Source organism: Rhizobium terricola (assembly GCF_012927355.1).
Taxonomy (GTDB): domain Bacteria; phylum Pseudomonadota; class Alphaproteobacteria; order Rhizobiales; family Rhizobiaceae; genus Allorhizobium; species Allorhizobium terricola.
In genome coordinates this window covers 1,050,148-1,065,181 of the sequence record NZ_JABBGK010000002.1, presented here as the reverse complement: position 1 = coordinate 1,065,181, position 15,034 = coordinate 1,050,148, and the positions used below count along the sequence as shown (strand labels likewise).

The 15,034-nt window shown below is 64.7% G+C and carries 12 protein-coding genes; 1 reads left to right on the top strand and 11 read right to left on the bottom strand.

What is annotated here, in order from left to right:
* Nucleotides 1-37 precede the first annotated feature (37 nt).
* Complete coding sequence (gene glpK / locus HHL25_RS14970; RefSeq protein ID WP_169592636.1) at nucleotides 38-1,534, top strand: glycerol kinase GlpK; 1,497 nt, start codon at nucleotides 38-40, stop codon at nucleotides 1,532-1,534.
* Between the two features lie 49 nt (nucleotides 1,535-1,583).
* Here the strand turns inward: glpK and HHL25_RS14965 are convergent, their stop codons facing one another.
* The 11 genes from HHL25_RS14965 to nirD form a co-directional block, all read right to left on the bottom strand.
* The gene (locus tag HHL25_RS14965; RefSeq protein WP_169592633.1) at nucleotides 1,584-2,042 is read right to left on the bottom strand and encodes an SRPBCC family protein; all 459 of its coding nucleotides are present in this window, start codon (nucleotides 2,040-2,042) and stop codon (nucleotides 1,584-1,586) included.
* An 18-nt stretch (nucleotides 2,043-2,060) separates the two neighbouring features.
* A complete protein-coding gene (locus tag HHL25_RS14960; protein ID WP_169592631.1) occupies nucleotides 2,061-2,894 on the bottom strand; it encodes an XdhC family protein in 834 nt (277 codons plus the stop codon).
* An 11-nt stretch (nucleotides 2,895-2,905) separates the two neighbouring features.
* Nucleotides 2,906-4,111, bottom strand: a complete 1,206-nt coding sequence (locus HHL25_RS14955) for a vWA domain-containing protein (protein ID WP_169592628.1) — start codon at nucleotides 4,109-4,111, stop codon at nucleotides 2,906-2,908.
* Nucleotides 4,108-4,986, bottom strand: coding sequence for an AAA family ATPase (locus HHL25_RS14950; RefSeq protein ID WP_169592625.1), 879 nt, complete (start codon nucleotides 4,984-4,986; stop codon nucleotides 4,108-4,110). Before HHL25_RS14950 ends, HHL25_RS14955 begins: the two co-directional genes overlap by 4 nt.
* Before the next feature lie 115 nt (nucleotides 4,987-5,101).
* On the bottom strand, nucleotides 5,102-7,522 hold the full coding sequence (locus HHL25_RS14945) for an aerobic carbon-monoxide dehydrogenase large subunit (RefSeq protein WP_169592620.1): 2,421 nt from the start codon (nucleotides 7,520-7,522) through the stop codon (nucleotides 5,102-5,104).
* Complete coding sequence (locus HHL25_RS14940) at nucleotides 7,519-8,019, bottom strand: (2Fe-2S)-binding protein (protein WP_169592617.1); 501 nt, start codon at nucleotides 8,017-8,019, stop codon at nucleotides 7,519-7,521. The genes HHL25_RS14945 and HHL25_RS14940 overlap by 4 nt, the downstream gene beginning before the upstream one ends.
* Nucleotides 8,020-8,033: 14 nt before the next feature.
* Nucleotides 8,034-8,900 carry an FAD binding domain-containing protein gene (locus HHL25_RS14935; RefSeq protein ID WP_169592612.1) on the bottom strand — a complete coding sequence of 289 codons (867 nt, stop codon included), beginning with the start codon at nucleotides 8,898-8,900 and terminating at the stop codon, nucleotides 8,034-8,036.
* A 177-nt stretch (nucleotides 8,901-9,077) separates the two neighbouring features.
* Nucleotides 9,078-10,289 carry an MHYT domain-containing protein gene (locus HHL25_RS14930; protein ID WP_169592609.1) on the bottom strand — a complete coding sequence of 404 codons (1,212 nt, stop codon included), beginning with the start codon at nucleotides 10,287-10,289 and terminating at the stop codon, nucleotides 9,078-9,080.
* 126 nt (nucleotides 10,290-10,415) lie between these two features.
* Nucleotides 10,416-11,972: a siroheme synthase CysG gene (cysG, locus tag HHL25_RS14925; protein WP_390624511.1), complete on the bottom strand. Its 1,557-nt coding sequence runs from the start codon at nucleotides 11,970-11,972 to the stop codon at nucleotides 10,416-10,418.
* Nucleotides 11,944-14,601, bottom strand: coding sequence for a nitrate reductase (locus HHL25_RS14920; protein WP_169592607.1), 2,658 nt, complete (start codon nucleotides 14,599-14,601; stop codon nucleotides 11,944-11,946). The genes cysG and HHL25_RS14920 overlap by 29 nt, the downstream gene beginning before the upstream one ends.
* Before the next feature lie 59 nt (nucleotides 14,602-14,660).
* The gene (nirD, locus tag HHL25_RS14915; RefSeq protein WP_169592602.1) at nucleotides 14,661-14,990 is read right to left on the bottom strand and encodes a nitrite reductase small subunit NirD; all 330 of its coding nucleotides are present in this window, start codon (nucleotides 14,988-14,990) and stop codon (nucleotides 14,661-14,663) included.
* Nucleotides 14,991-15,034 lie beyond the last annotated feature (44 nt).

The window sequence follows — 15,034 nt, the reverse complement described above, 5'->3', positions numbered from 1 at the left end:
CACGCGCCCCGGTCTTCATCCAAGGAGACCAAGCCCGATGAGCGGATACATTCTGGCAATCGACCAGGGAACCACCTCGACCCGATCCATGGTTTTCGACCAGGACATGCGCATCGTAGGCGTCGCCCAGCAGGAATTTACCCAGTTTTTCCCCAATTCCGGCTGGGTCGAGCATGACGCCGAGGAAATCTGGCAGAGCGTGCTTTCGACAAGCCGCATGGCTGTCGCCAAGGCAGGCATTACCCTCAGGGACATCACCGCGATCGGCATTACCAACCAGCGCGAGACCTCGGTGGTCTGGGATCGTCGGACCGGTGAGCCGCTCCACAGGGCGATCGTCTGGCAGGATCGCCGCACCGCCCGCTTTTGCGAGGAGCTGAAGGCCAGGGGGCTGGAACCGAAATTCACCGAGAAGACCGGGCTTTTGCTCGATCCGTATTTCTCCGGAACCAAGCTCGCCTGGGTGCTGAATCAGGTCGAAGGCCTGCGCGCCCGCGCGGAGAAGGGTGAGATCTGCTTCGGCACGGTCGACAGCTGGCTGATCTTCAAGATGACCGCCGGCCGGGTTCATGCAACCGACGCCACCAATGCCTCGCGCACGCTGATCTATGACATCGGCGAAAACCGCTTCGACGACGAACTTCTCGAGATTCTGCAGATCCCGCGCGCCATGCTGCCCGAGGTCAAGGATTGCGCCGACGACTTCGGCGTGACCGACCAGGAAGTCTTCGGCGCCGAAATCCCGATCCTCGGCGTTGCCGGCGACCAGCAGGCGGCCGTGATCGGCAATGCCTGCTTCGAACCAGGCATGATGAAATCTACCTATGGCACCGGCTGCTTTGCGCTCCTCAACACCGGTTCCGACCGCGTTGCCTCGTCGAACAGGCTGCTGACGACCATCGCCTATCGGCTGGGCGGCGAAACCACCTACGCGCTGGAAGGCTCGATCTTCATTGCGGGTGCTGCCGTGCAATGGCTGCGCGACAGTCTCGGCTTCATTGGCAGCTCCGCCGAGACCGACGGACTGGCGGCCAAGGCGGATCCGCATCAGCGCGTCTATCTGGTCCCCGCCTTCACCGGCCTCGGCGCGCCCTACTGGGACGCGGAGGCGCGCGGCGCCATGTTCGGCATGACGCGCAACACCGGTCCGGCCGAGTTCGCCCGGGCGGTGCTCGAAAGCGTCGCCTACCAGACCCACGACCTGCTGGAAGCGATGAAGAAGGATTGGCACGGCGCAAGCGACAGGACCGTGCTGCGCGTCGACGGCGGCATGGTTGCCTCGGACTGGACGATGCAACGCCTCGCCGACATTCTGGCGGCCCCCGTCGACCGGCCGCAGATCCTCGAGACGACCGTGCTCGGCGCGGCATGGCTCGCCGGCTCACGCGCCGGCATCTGGCCGGATCGACAAGGCTTTGCCGAGCATTGGAAGCGCGACCGCCGTTTCGAACCCGACATGGCCGATGACGAGCGCCGGACAGCTATCGCCGGTTGGCGCGACTGCGTCGCGCGCTGCCTTACCAAACATAGCTGACAAGAACGCTTCCCCTCGGCCGTCGGGCCATGGCGGGGCGCTACGTTCCTCAGGCGGCGGCGACGGAGTTCCCGACCAGTTCGCCAAACTTCGAGAAGAACTCGCCCGCGAGTTTCTTCGAGGTCGAGTCGATCAGCCGCGAGCCGAGCTGGGCGATCTTGCCGCCGACCTCGGCCTTGACCGTGTAGGTCAGGATCGTCGCATCCGCACCGTCGGCGGCAAGAGAGACGTCTGCACCGCCCTTGGCAAAACCGGCGAGACCACCCTTGCCTTCGCCGGCAATCGTGTAGGAATGCGGCGGATTGAGGTTCTGCAGCTCGACGGCGCCCTCGAACTTCGCCTTGATCGGACCGATCTTCAAGACGACCTTCGCAGTCATGTTCGTGTCTGAGGTCTTCTCCAGGCTCTCGCAGCCGGGGATCGCCTGCCGCAGGATTTCGGGGTCGTTCAATGCCTGCCACACCGTCTCGATCGGCGCTTCGATCCGCTCGCTGCCACTCATGTCCATGATGTCGTTCCTCTTCCCTTAGGCCTGTTGTGCCGTTTCGTCGCGCTGACCGCGGCGACGGATTGAAATGATTTCCGCGAGAACTGAAAGCGCGATCTCTTCCGGGGTGATGGCTCCTAGGTCGAGCCCTGCCGGACCCTTGACGTGGTCGAGGGCGGTCAAGCTGACGCCATCTTCGGCAAGTTCCTGCTTCAGAGCCGCCATCTTCCGATGGCTGCCGACGAAGCCGATATAATCAGCCCTTGCCGCGACCGCGGCCTTGAGGGCCGCCTCGTCGCCGCGTCCTTGGGTCGAGACGACCAGGTAGCGCTCACCCGGAGCGTCTGGGTCGATCCCGTAACCGTCCACCACATGGTCGGCATCCGTCGTCTCGACGAGGTCGTCCATCGGAGCGGCCAATGTCACGTTGAAGCCGAGCGGACGCGCCTGCGAGACGAGCGCCAGGGCAACCGGGCTTGCACCGAACACGACGAGCGTCGGTCTTGGCAGAACCGGCTCGATGAAGACATCCATGGTTCCCTGGCTCGGGCACATGTTGCGGGCGAACTGGACACCTTCGCGCGCCTCGCCGGGCTTGACACCGAGATCGGCAAGCAGGTCGCCAGGCTGGATCGAGACGAGCCGGGCCTTGCCGTCGCGCAGCGACTGGGTCGCCGCACGCAGCACCGCTCCCCGTGCGCAACCGCCTCCGATCCAGCCGGCGGCGATGGTGCCATCCGGCCTGATGATCGCCTTTGCCCCCGCCTTCGCGGCCGTCACCGAGACAGTTCTGACCACGGTCGCCAGCACGAACGCCTCTTCCGAGGATTTAAGCTTGGCCACGAGGTCCATCACGTCGATATGCATGGTCATGGTTGCCTCCTTCACAGTCGGGCCAGATAGGGTTCAAGTGCCGCGAGGCTCTCCAGCGAATGGGCGGGCGCATGGAGATCGACATGGGGCAGGGCGACCTTGATCCCCGCGGCCTCCGGCGCATAACCGTCCCAGCCGATCATCGGGTTCAGCCAGACGATGCGCCGGCAGCGCCGTCCGAGTGCCGCCATCTCCTCGCCGAGCCTTGATGCATCCCCGGTCTCATAGCCGTCGGAGACGATCATCACGCAGGTTCGCGAGTGAATGACCCGGGCCGCATGGTGCCGGTTGAAGTCCGCGAGACAGTCGCCGATCCGCGTCCCGCCGCCGGCCCCCCGCGCCATGATCGACAGCCGATCGAGTGCCCGGGCCGGGTCGCGCTCCTTCATCGCGTCCGAGACATGGGCGAGATGGGTGTGGAAAAGGAATGCTTCCGCTTCGCGAAAACTGTCCAGCACGCCGTGGATGAAGCGCAGGAAGACACCGGTATACATGCTCATCGAGCCGGAAGCGTCGAGCAGCAGCACCAGTCTCAGCGGTTTCTGCCGGCGCCGGCGCATCACCAGCGAAACGGGCACACCGCCGTGGCCGATATTGCGATGGATGGTGCGGCGCAGGTCGATGCGATAGCCGTGTCTGCGTGCGAGATCGCGCCGCGTCAGGCGCGCCTGCATGGCACGCGCCAGCTGGGCGGCGACAGCATGGGCGCGCTCGACTTCGTCCGGATTGGCAAGCTTGCGAAAATCGGTTGCGGCGATGTTGTCGATCACCGAAGCTCCCTCCATCCGGCCCTCGCCGGACTGGTCAATCCCCTCATCGCCGGAGGACGGTACCTGGTCGGTCGCCTCGTTGCCTGAGGCTGTCGCCTCCCGGTCCTGCAGTGTCTTGAGTGAGGGATTGGCCGTCGGCATCGGCGAACCGGAAATGGCGGAGCGCCCACGCACGTGCTTGCCAAGCCAGAAGGCGTCGAACAGGCCGTCGAAGCGTAGCCATTCGCTCTTGCGCGCGCAGAACAGCTGTTTGAAGGCCTGCCGCATCAGAGAGGGTTTTGAGGCATAGCCTGCCGCCATCAACGCTGCCGCGTCCTTGCCCTCGGAGAGCCCGACGGCGAAGGCATTGTCGCGCAATGTCCTCAGGAAGGCCGAGAGCTTTTCCGAGACCAGCCCGGAGACGGCGTCCATTTCGTCCTCGTTCATCGGCTGGCCGCAGCAGCTCATGCGACCCTCCCCAGCAATCGTTCGGTGACTTCGCGACCGATCCGCGTCCGGTCCTCCCGTGTCTTCAGGAGACAAAGCAGTGTCTGGTGCACAGCCTCAGGATTGTCGTGCAGGTCGCGCAGGTCGAGCCCGAGCAGTGCGGCCGCCCAATCAAGCGTTTCGGCAACCCCCGGGACCTTTCGAAGGTCCTCCTTGCGGATCGCCTCAACCATCCGGGCGATCTGTAAAGACAGCGATGCACCGATCCCGGCAAGATGGGACATGATGATGCGCGCCTCGCGGTCGGGCTCGGGATAGTCGACATAGTGGTAGAGACAGCGGCGGCGCAGCGCATCGGAAAGCTCGCGCGTTCCGTTCGAGGTCAGCACCACATGCGGAATGGTTGTCGCGCCAATCGTGCCGAGTTCGGGAATGGAGACCTGGAATTCGGAGAGCACTTCGAGCAGGAAGGCCTCGAACTCCTCGTCCGCCCGGTCCACCTCGTCGATCAGCAGGACCGGCGCCTTCGGCTGGCGGATCGCCGCCAGCAGCGGCCGCTCCAGCAGGTATTTTTCGGAAAAGATCTCGTCCTCGATCTCGACCGCGCCGCGGCCCTGATGCGCCTGGATCGCCAGCAATTGCCGCTGGTAATTCCATTCGTAGAGCGCCGCCGACTGGTCGAGCCCTTCATAGCATTGCAGCCGGATGAGCCTGGTGTCGTAGAGGTCGGCAAGGGCAGCCGCCACTGCTGTCTTGCCGACCCCGGCCTCGCCCTCGAGGAGCAAGGGTCGTTTGAGAAAGGCCATGAGGGAGATCGCCGTCGCCAGCTCGCCGTCGGCAATGTAGCCGGCAGCCGAAAGACGGGAAGCGATGTCGTCGCGGTCTAGCGTGGTCATGGTCGCACTGTCTCTTTCACTCGCCATCCAGGATGCCCCTCATCCGCCTGCCGGCTCTTTCTCCCCGCTTGCGGGGAGAAGGTCGCGGCAGCGGGATGAGGGGCCAGGCATCCGCTTACCCCGTGACGCCAAGGCGTTTCGCGGCTTCCCAGTTGCGCCAGAAATCATGCGGCATCTGGATATGGGTCGAGCCGAGGAAGGAGAAGGCGTCGTTGACGGCGTTGGAAAACGCCGGCACGCCGCCGACATTCGGACTTTCGCCTACACCCTTGGCTCCGATCGGATGATGCGGCGAGGGGGTGACGGTATAGTCGGTTTCCCAGTGCGGGGTCTCGACCGCCGTCGGAATGAAGAAGTCCATGAACGAGCCGCCAAGCACGTTGCCGGTGGCGTCGTAGCGGATCTCCTGGCCCATCGCGATGGCAAAGGCCTCGGTCAGCCCGCCATGCACCTGGCCCTCGATGATCATCGGGTTGATGCGGGTGCCGCAATCGTCCAGCGCGTAGAAACGGCGGATCTTGTAGACCCCGGTATCGACATCGATGTCCATCACGCAGAAATAGGCGCCAAAGGGGTAGGTCATGTTCGGCGGATCATAGTAGCTGACCGCCTCCAGGCCCGGCTCCATGCCCGGCGGTACCGAATTATAGGCCGCCCAGCAGATGTCCTTCATCGACTTGTACTTCTCGGGCAGTCCCTTGACCCTGAAGCCGTCGACGTCCCATTCGAGATCGCCTTCATGCACTTCGAGCAGGTAGGCGGCGATCATCTGCGCCTTGGCGCGGATCTTGCGCGCGGCAAGGGCAATCGCGGCCCCCGCCACCGGCGTCGAACGCGAGCCATAGGTGCCGAGGCCATAAGGAGCAGTATCGGTGTTGCCCTCCTCGACCATGATGTCGTCGGCGGGAATGCCGATCTCTGTGGCGATGATCTGCGCCCAGGTCGTCTCGTGGCCCTGGCCCTGGCTCTTGGTACCCATGCGGGCGATGCCGGCACCGGTCGGATGCAGGCGGATCTCGCAACTGTCGAACATGGCGATGCCGAGGATGTCGCAATTCTTCGACGGGCCTGCACCGACGATCTCGGTGAAGAAGGAGACGCCGATCCCCATGATCTCGCGGGTCTCGCCACGCTGGAACGCCTCGCGCTTAGCCGCCTGTTCGCGGCGCAGGCCGGCATATTCAATGGTCTCCATGCCCTTTTTCATGGCGGTGTGATAATCGCCCGAATCATATTCCCAGCCGAGCGCCGAGTGATAGGGAAACTGCTCTGCCTTGATGAAGTTCTTGAGCCTCAGTTCCGCCGGGTCCATGCCGAGCTTCTGCGCCAGGATGTCCATGCCGCGCTCGATGCAGTAGGCCGCTTCCGTCACGCGGAAGGAGCAGCGATAGGCAACCCCGCCCGGCGCCTTGTTGGTATAGACGCCGTCGACGGCCAGATGCGCCACGGGGAAGTCGTAGGACCCCGTGACGATGTTCATGAAGCCGGCCGGCCATTTCGACGGGTCGGCGCAGGCGTCGAAGGCGCCATGGTCGGCCAGAACGTGCACGCGAAGGCCTGTGACCTTGCCCTCCTTGGTCGCGGCGATCTCGGTCGTCATGTGGTAGTCGCGGGCAAAGGAGGTGGTGGTGAGGTTTTCCATCCGGTCCTCGACCCATTTCACCGGCTTGCCGATGACGATGGTGGCGACAGCCGCACAGATATAGCCCGGATAGGCGCCGACCTTGTTGCCGAAGCCACCGCCGATATCCGGCGCGATCACATGGATCTTGTGCTCGGGGATCTTGGAGATCAGCGCCACGACGGTGCGAATGACGTGCGGCGCCTGGAACGTGCCCCAGATGGTCAGCTCGCCCTTGATCTTGTCGAAGGAGCAGACGCACTGGCAGGTTTCGAGCGGCGAGGGATGGGTACGATGATAGGAGATCATCTCCTTGATCGTCACATCCGCCTTGGCGAAGGCCGCATCGGTCAGTTCGCGGTCGCCGACGGTCCACTCGAAGATATGGTTGTGATGCTTGCGGGGGCCGTGCGCCCCTTCCGTCTTGCCCGCGAGATCCTCGCGCAGCACCGGCGCATCGGCATCCATTGAGGTGAATGGATCGATCAGCGGCGGCAGCGCCTCGTATTCGACCTCGACTGCTGCAATACCGTCATCGGCCGCGTAGCGGTCCGTGGCGACGACGAAGGCGACCTCCTGGTTCTGGAACAACACCTTGCCGTCGGCCAGCACCATCTGCACGTCACCGGCGAGCGTCGGCATCCAGGCGAGATTGACGGTCTTGAGCGTCTCCGCGGTGATGACCGCGAGCACGCCCGGCACCTTCAGGGCCTTTTCGGTGTCGATCGACACGATGCGCGCATGCGCATGCGGCGAGCGGACGAAATCGCCATGCAGCATGCCGGGCAGCTTCACGTCGTCGACGTAATTACCCTTGCCCTGGGTGAAGCGGATGTCCTCGACGCGCTTGCGCTTGCAGCCCATGCCTTCGAGGCGGGCTTCTCTCTGTTCCCGCGTGGGAGTCATGTCGTTCATTCTGCTGCCTCCTGGAACTCGGTGCCGTTGATCTTGGCGGCGGCGTACTGGATCGCCTTGACGATGTTCTGGTATCCCGTGCAGCGACACAGGTTGCCGGCGATGCCGAAGCGGATCTCCTCTTCGGTGGGGTTCGGGTTTTCCTGCAGCAGGCGGTGCGCCCGCATGATCATGCCCGGCGTGCAGAAGCCGCATTGCAGGCCATGCATCTGCCGGAAGCCTTCCTGCAGCGCCGAAAGCGTGCCGTCCGGGTTGGCCATGCCCTCGATTGTCGTCACGGCGGCCCCGTTCGCCTGGACGGCGAACAAGGTGCAGCTCTTCACCGACTTGCCGTCGATGTCGACGGTGCAGGCGCCGCAATGGGTCGTCTCGCAACCGATATGGGCTCCGGTCAGCAGCAGTTGTTCACGGATGAAGTGGATCAGAAGCGTGCGTGGCTCGACGAGGCCTTCGACCTCGATCCCGTTCACCACCATTTTTACATGGGTCTTTGCCATTTCTCTTGTCCTCCTCAGGCCGTCGCGCGGGCTGCGGCGCGCTGAAGCGCACGCATGACCATGATGCCGCCGACATGGGTGCGATATTCGGTGGTGCCACGGGCATCGGTTGCCGGACTCATCACGGCGCGTGCCGCAGCGGCGGCCGTCTTGAGCGCCGCGTCGTCGAGGCTTGTTCCGATCACCGCCTGGGCCGCCTCTTCGGCGAGGACCGGGGTTTCGGAGAGGTTCGTCAGCGCGATGGAACAGTCGGTCACCTTGCCGTCCGCCATCGTGAGGGTCACGGCTGCGGCTGCGGTTGCATAATCGCCGATCTTGCGCTTCAGCTTCTCATAGGCATAACCGTGGCCAGCCTGTTGCACCGGAATGGAAATCGCGGTCAGGATCTCTCCCGGCTCGAGCGCGGTGAAATAGGCGCCCTGGTAGAATTCGGTGGCCGGCACATCTCGCGCGCCCTCCGGACCTTCGAGGCGATAGCTTGCCCCGAGCGCCATCATCACGGCCGGCATGTCATTGCCGGGGTCGCCATTCGCCACGTTGCCGCCGATGGTGCCCATGTAGCGGACCTGCGGATCGGCGATCAAAAGCGCCGTCTCGCGGATGATCGGCAGAAGGGACGCGATCTCGGCGGAATTGATGATGTCGGCCTGCGTCGTCATGGCGCCGATCACCAGCGCGTTGCCGTCGCGACAGATGCCCTTAAGCTGATCGATCGCGCCGAGGTCGATGAGATGCTCGGGGGTCGCGAAGCGCAGTTTCATCATCGGGATCAGGCTGTGCCCGCCGGCCAGCGGTCGTGCCTCGTCGCCAAGTTCGGACAACAGTTTCACTGCATCGGCGAGCGTGGCTGGCCGATGGTACTCGAATTCGCCTGGAATCATGGTCTCCTCCCATCCGTCGGTCTGGCGTCGACGCGAACGATGGAGAAAGCGTGTTCGCGCTTTTGATGATGCGCAAGCTGCGGGGGATGATCCCGTCACGAAGTCCGCTGTTTCGCACGAATTGCGGCCTTTGGCGCACGAACTGCGTCAAGCCTTCTGACTTACCGGCTTTCTGACCTACGGGCGGGCGGCGGCGTGACGGACAAGGCCGAGCCGGGCCTTGACCTCGGCGATCTTGGAGCGGCTGACAGGCACGATTTGCGGCACGGTGCCGCCGAGTTCGATGATTGCGCCGTCACCTTCCTTCCGCATGAAGGTGACATGGGGCAGCGCCACAATATGGCTGCGGTGGACGCGAACGAAGAAGGCTGGGTCGAGCCGCGCCTCGGCTTCGGAAATCGACCAAGGACACATGCGTTCCCGCTGGCCGTCATGGATCAGGGTGTAGTGGGCATCCGCCCTGATGCTGCGGATCTCCGAGACGTCGATCAGGTGGGTCCCGTCGGCGCTGGCGACCGGCACGCGGCTCGCGATGACCGGTTTCGGGTGCCCGATGCCGCCGAGCGGCAGGGCGCGAGAACCTGTCGCTTCACCTGGTTGGATGGGATGGCCTTCGAGTTCATCAGGTCGGTCATGCGTCTGCAGGTCGTTGTCGGGACCGAGTGCCGCCAGACGCTGCCGTTGTTCCGGCACGAGGAACAGCAGGAAACCGGCTGCAATGACGAAACAGAGCACGGCGACGACAAGGGAGAGGAGTTGCTGCGAGGCGACGAGACCTCCCAGCTCATGCTGGTGACCCATGGCCGCCGGGACGAAGTGCATGCCATACATGGCGGTGTAGTGCATGCCGGATACGGCGACGCCGAAGGCGACGGCGCTGAGAGCGAGACGCAGCCCGCCCTGCCGTGCGAGATAGATCCTGAGGCCCCCATAGGCGGCGGCGACCGCGATCGCCAGCGAAAGCGCCACCATCGGGTAGTCGTGCTCGATGGAGAAGTTGCCAGCCAGTCCGTGAATGCCGACATAGTGCATCGAGGCGATGCCGAAGCCGAGCAGCAAGGCCGATGCACCGACCCGCACATCTGATGGAACACCGATGCTGACGAAGAACAGCGAGATGCCGACCACCAGCGCGCAGATCAGGAAGGAAATGACCGTCGGCAGCACGAGGTAGCTTGCATCGGCCGGAATGGGCGCCGCCAGCATGCCGACGAAATGCATCGTCCAGATGCCGATCGCGAGAAAGGCCGCCGCCCCGGTCAGAAGCAGGCGGGGATTGGCATGGGGCGCCGTCCGGATCCGGGCGGCAAGCCCGAAGCCGGTGTAACCTCCCAGGATCGCGACGGCGAGCGAAAGCGTCACGAGAATTGGATCGTGCCCTGCGAACATCAAATCTTCGGTCGCCGGGTTCCTCCTCGGGCGACCATCCTCCGATGGGAAGGTACAATTGCGGTGACGATGTTGGCAAGCCACGCGTGTAGACCGGCATGCCGTGGAATGCGGCAATGAAGGCCGTCACCCGGCAGATGCAACGGGAGGCGGCGTGGCCGTCAGGGAAGCCGGGATCGCGGCCTCGGATGCAAGTGCCTCCCGAAATGCGGCTCCGATGCCGATCAGGACGGGTTCGTCCACGCCGATGGATGCCACCGCGCCCGCCATTTCGTCGAGTCTGCCGATCCATCGCTGTTCGTTCGGGCGCGTCACGGCACTGGCAACAACCGCCGGCAGATTCGGGCTCGCGCCGGCGGCGCTAAGTGCCGCCTGGATCTTCGCCGCCATCCGTCCCCCCATGTAAAACACGGTTGTGGTGCGCGGATCGGCAAGGCTCGCCCAGTCGGTGCCGGCGGGGAGGCCGCCGTCGCGTGAATGCCCGGTGACGAAACGAACCGCCTGCGCGTGGTCTCGATGGGTGAGGGACACGCCGAGATTTGCCGCCATGGCGGAAGCGGCCGTTATGCCGGGCACGACATCGACCGGAATGCCCTCCCGAGCAAGGCGCGAAATTTCCTCGCCGGCCCGGCCGAAGATCATGGGGTCACCGGATTTCAATCGCACGACGCGTTTGCCCGCCTTGGCCAGCGCCACCATCGTATCGTTGATATCCTCCTGGCGGCAGCTTTGCCGACCGCCCCGCTTGCCGACCAGCATACGCTTCGCTTCTCGGCGGGCGAGTTCCAGCACCTCGTTGGAAACAAGGTCGTCGAACAGGATGACATCTGCCGCTTGCAGCGCCCGCACCGCCTTCAGCGTCAGGAGCTCGGCGTCGCCCGGGCCGGCTCCGACAAGGGTGACGCGACCGGTGGCGGGCGCGCCGGACAGGCGGGTCGCCTCATCCAGCAGCGCCTGCCCAACGCCCTCCTCCGGCGTATTGGTGCCGGCAAAACACCGGTCGACGAAGCCTTCCCAGAACCGCCGCCGAAGCGCCCCCGGCGCCAGACGCTCATTGACCCGGTCGCGCAGCGCCTGGGCCAGTTGCGCCCAACCTTTAAGCGCCGGCGGCAGCAAGGTTTCGATACGGCGGCGGATCGCCTGGGCGAGGATCGGCGCCGCGCCATCGGTGGAAATCGCCACCACCACGGGCGAGCGGTTGACGATCGAGCCGAACTGGAACTGGCAATAGGCGGGCTTGTCGATGACATTGACCGGAACGCCGGAGGCACGAGCCCCGCTGAAGAAGGCCCGCGCCTCCTGGTCGGTCTCGCAATCGCCAATGGCAAGCACGGCTTCGGTGAAAACGTCCGGGTGCCAGGCGTGAGGATGATGGAGAATCCGGCCACGGCGGGCTTGGTTACCCCGTCTGTCCGGCAGGACAGAGGGGAGTGAGGCCTCCGGCACGACGTCCAGCAGGCCGCGCATAACTTCGCCCAGATCCTCGTTCGGCGCGAAGACGTGCACATCCGCGCCGCAGGCCGCAAGAAGCTCCGCCTTCCAGGCGGCGGCGTCCGAGCCGCCGGCCACGAGAACACGCTTGCTCTTCAGGTCCCAGAATACCGGCAGCTTGGCCAGCGGCGCCATGCGCTCGGCTTGGCGACCGTCGAGAGGCTCATTCGGCAGCGACAGCATTGCATCCATCGAGGATTCTCCTGATTTCGGCGCGGCACGAGCCGCAATTTGTACCCGCAGACAGCGTCGACCCGATCGCCTCTACCGTTCGGCAGCCTTCCCGGGTCGCGGCGACGATCTGGTTCGCCCCGACGGAAAAACAGGAGCACACGGTCGCGCCAGGATCGGGCCGTCCCGCGCCGGGTCGCCCGGCGACCACGGCAAATCGGGTCCGGGTGTCCGCATGGGCTTCGGTCAGCTGGGCAACGGCCCAGCTGCGGGAAACCGCGACGGGTCCGCAGCCGGCGAAGAGGGCGAGAAGCAGCCGATCACCGGCAAAGAAGGCAAGCCGCGCGTCACCGTTCACCGCATCCGAGTAGCCGAGGCTTTCTGCGTCTCCAGGCAGGTCGAAATGCTTCCGGCACCACGTCTCCCAGGTCGCGGGTGCTTTCTCGAAGGCCAGTTCCGTGCGCCATCCGCCATCCGCTTTCGCCACCGCCCAATAGGCGCTGTCGACTGCGTCGGGCTTCATCGCGCTGACGACATAGCCGTGACGGTCGGCTTCGAGCCGGCGGGCGACAACCGCGACATGTTTCGACGCGGGCTGGCCCGAAATGGGATCGGTGATGCCCGGCACCAGCGCGTCGACGCGCGCGCAGGCCGCCGTTTCATCGGTCCAGTGCATCGGAACGAAGACCGAGCCGGGACCCTGGCGCCGCGTCAGCAGCGCGCGGACGATGACATGGGCGCCGGTCGCGCTTTCTAGTCTGACGAGATCGGCGTCCTGGATGCCGAGCGACCGGGCATCGTCGGGATGGATCTCTGCGAAAGGCTCGGCGAGATGGGCCGAAAGCCGCGCACTCTTGGCCGTCCGCGTCATCGTGTGCCAGTGGTCACGCACCCGCCCCGTGTTGAGGATCAGCGGGAAATCCGCGGATACACGGCGGGGTGCCGCGACGGACGTCGCGATAAAGCGGGCCCTGCCATCCGGATGGTAGAAGCGGCCATCGGCGAAGAAGCGGGTTTCGGACATGGCGCGACCCTTCTGCCGCGGCCACTGGAACGGCTGCAGGCAATCATAGTCGGCGGGGCTCATCTCGGCACAGGCGCCGATGTCGAAATCGCGCCGTCCGTCGTTCTCGAAGGCCGAAAGGGCCGCGTGTTCGGCGAAGATGGACGCCGGCGCTGCATGGTCGAAACAGGAAAAACCCATGCGCCGGCCGACTTCGGCGATCTGCCACCAGTCGGGGCGCGCCTCGCCAGGTCCGGGCAGGAATGCCCGCTGGCGGGAAATGCGCCGCTCGGAATTGGTCACGGTTCCGCTTTTTTCGCCCCAGCCCGTGGCCGGAAGGAGCACGTGTGCAAGCCGGGCCGTGTCGGTATCTTCCTGGATGTCGGAGACCACCACAAAGGGACAGGATGCGATGGCGTCCCTGACCGCATCCGCGTCCGGCATCGAAACGACTGGGTTGGTCGACATGATCCACAGCGCCTTGATCTGTCCTGTCGCCACGGCGCGGAACATGTCGACAGCCTTGAGGCCTGGCCTGTCGGCGATCGTCGGCGAGCACCAGAAGCGCTTTACGCGATCGCGATCTGCGGCATCCTCGATCGACATATGGGCCGCCAGCATGTTTGCAAGCCCGCCGACTTCCCGCCCACCCATGGCGTTCGGTTGCCCGGTGAGGGAAAAGGGACCCATGCCGGGGCGGCCTATCCGGCCGGTGGCAAGATGGCAGTTGATGATCGCGTTCACCTTGTCGGTACCGATGGAAGACTGATTGACCCCCTGGCTGTAGCAGGTGACGACCTTCTCGCTCGCGGCGAACACTTCGCAGAAGGCATCGAGCTCCTCTTCGGCCAGCCCTGTAAGGCGCAGCGTCTCCTGTCGGCTTGTCGCGCGTGCAGCGGCCAGCGCCTCCGCGAAACCGTTTGCATGGTCGGCTATGAAACGGCGATCGATCGCGCCGTGATCCGCCAGATAGGTCAGCAGGCCGTTGAAGAGGGCAACGTCGCCATCCGGGCGAACGGAGAGGTGAAGGTCTGCGATGTCCGAGGTAGCTGTCTTCCGGGGATCGATCACCACCACCTTCATGCCGGGATTTTCGGCCTTGGCGGCGGCAAGGCGCTGGTAGAGCACTGGATGGCACCAGGCGAGGTTGGAACCGACAAGCACCACGAGATCGGCAAGCTCCAGATCCTCGTAGAGGCCTGGCACGGTGTCTGATCCGAAGGCGCGGCGGTGGCCGGCGACCGACGACGACATGCACAGGCGTGAATTGGTGTCGATATTGCCCGAACCGATGAAGCCTTTCATCAGCTTGTTGGCGAGGTAGTAATCCTCGGTAAGCAATTGCCCGGAGACATAGAAGGCGACCGAATCCGGCCCATGCGTGGCGATGGTCTGCGCGAAGGTGTGGGCCACCATGTCGAGGGCCGTGTCCCACGTCACGCGCTCGCCTCTTACTTGCGGGTAGAGCGCGCGGCCGTCGAGATCGAGTGTTTCGGCCAGCGCCGAACCCTTGGAGCAGAGGCGTCCGAAATTGGCCGGATGGGCCGGATCGCCCCTGACGGCGACCTTGCCGGCGTCATCAACGCTCGCGATCACGCCGCAGCCAACGCCGCAATAGGGACAGGTGGTCTTTGTTTCAATGGACATAAGGCCTCCTGAATGCCTGTGGGGCAGAGGGGGGTATCCGGGCCGCGGTCATCATCGCATCATTCCGCCGCGACCAGCATGCTTTCCAGCGCGATCGACAGCTGGCCGTCGATGTTGCGGACCGGGATGGTGCGGACCTCGCCCTCGTCGGCGCCGAGCGCCTCGCCGCTTTCGAGCGAAATGACCCAGTTGTGCAGCGGGCAGGTCACGGCCTTGCCGTGGACGATACCCTGGGAGAGCGGGCCGCCCTTGTGCGGGCAGTGGTCCTCGATGGCGAAGACCTCGTTTTCGGCCGTGCGGAACACGGCAATCTTGCCCTCAGGCGTCTTCACGCAGCGTGCTCCGCGCAGCGGAATGTCGTCGATATGGCCGATGGCGATCCAGTTCATGGGGATACTCCTTGTTGTTCCTGTCCCCTCTCCTCGCTTGCGGG